A 1,220-nucleotide genomic window follows, 5' to 3' on the forward strand; every position below is an offset into this window, starting at 1 on the left:
CCGGTCCCGCCGCACGCCCGGATCTCCGCACCGGTGCCGGCGAGCGCCTCGCGGACCCGGGCCTGGGTCCGGTGCTCCTCACCGGACAGCTCCGGATGACGGTGCAGGTCCCGGTACAGCGCGACGGCGCGGTCCAGCACGTTCTCGTCCACCACGGAGGCTCCGGTCATCATCACTGGCACCTGAATGTTGTATCCAGTTGCCTTTTCACCTATCGCCGTATTGCGTTTCATGTCGGTTTCACACCGACCCGGGAGGTTTCAAAAGCGGCCTGTTTTGTATCCAGTTCCGGCTGCAGGCGGGCGCGAAGCACCGCGAGCGCACCCTGCATGCCGACGCGCACGGCGTCGGTGGGATGGGGCGCGAACCGGGCGTCGTGGTTGCGCGGCACCGGCTCGGGCCCGGCGTGGAGTGCCGGGTCCTGGACGCCGAAGTTCCAGATCACCGACGGCACGCCGAGTCGCTCGGCGTACCGGCTGAAGTCGTCGCTGGCCGGCAGCGGGTCGCGCGGCGGCGCCACGGCGTCGGGGCCGAACACGGTGGCCAGCGCCGCCGCGACCCGGTCGTTCTCCGCCGGGTCGTTCCAGCACGCCGGGATCTCCGAGACGTCCTCGACCTCGACGTCGACGCCCGCGGCCGCCGCCTCTCCGCGCACGATCCGGAGAAGGGACTCCCGCACCCGCTCGGCGACGACCGGCTCGTAGCTGCGCGCGGAGACGGTGAAGACCGCCTCGGCCGGAATGACGTTCTCCTTGGTGCCGGCGTGGAACGTGGCCACCGTGAGCACCGCCATCCGGAACGGGTCCACCTCGCGGGCGACGACGGTCTGCAGCCGGTGCACCATCGCGACCGCGGCGACGACCGCGTCCTTGGCCAGGTGCGGGCGGCTGGCGTGCCCTCCCACGCCGCGGACCGTGACCCGCCAGGATCGCTGGGCGGAGAGGAACCAGCCCGGCCGGCAGATCAGCTGGCCGACCGGCGCCGGGGTGACGTGCTGGCCCAGCACCACGTCCGGGAGCCCGGTGTCGTCGAAGAGCCCGTCGTCGAGCATCGCCAACGCGCCCGCACCGTTCTCCTCAGCGGGCTGGAAGACCCCGATCAGCGTCCCGGACCAGGATCCCGGCTGCTCCGCGAGCTGCAGCATCGCGCCGACCAGCGACGCGGTGTGCACGTCGTGACCGCACGCGTGCATCACGCCCGGCACCTCGCTGGCGTAGGGC

At 72.1% G+C, this 1,220-nt stretch carries 1 protein-coding gene; it reads right to left on the bottom strand.

Translation table 11 applies throughout. The features are described from left to right. Nucleotides 1–229: 229 nt before the first annotated feature. On the bottom strand, nt 230–1,220 hold a 991-nt coding region (locus ABLM29_RS22270; RefSeq protein ID WP_349716840.1), incomplete at its 5' end, for an amidohydrolase.

The sequence above is a fragment of the Nocardioides sp. YIM 152588 genome (assembly GCF_040191335.1).
Lineage (GTDB): Bacteria > Actinomycetota > Actinomycetes > Propionibacteriales > Nocardioidaceae > Nocardioides.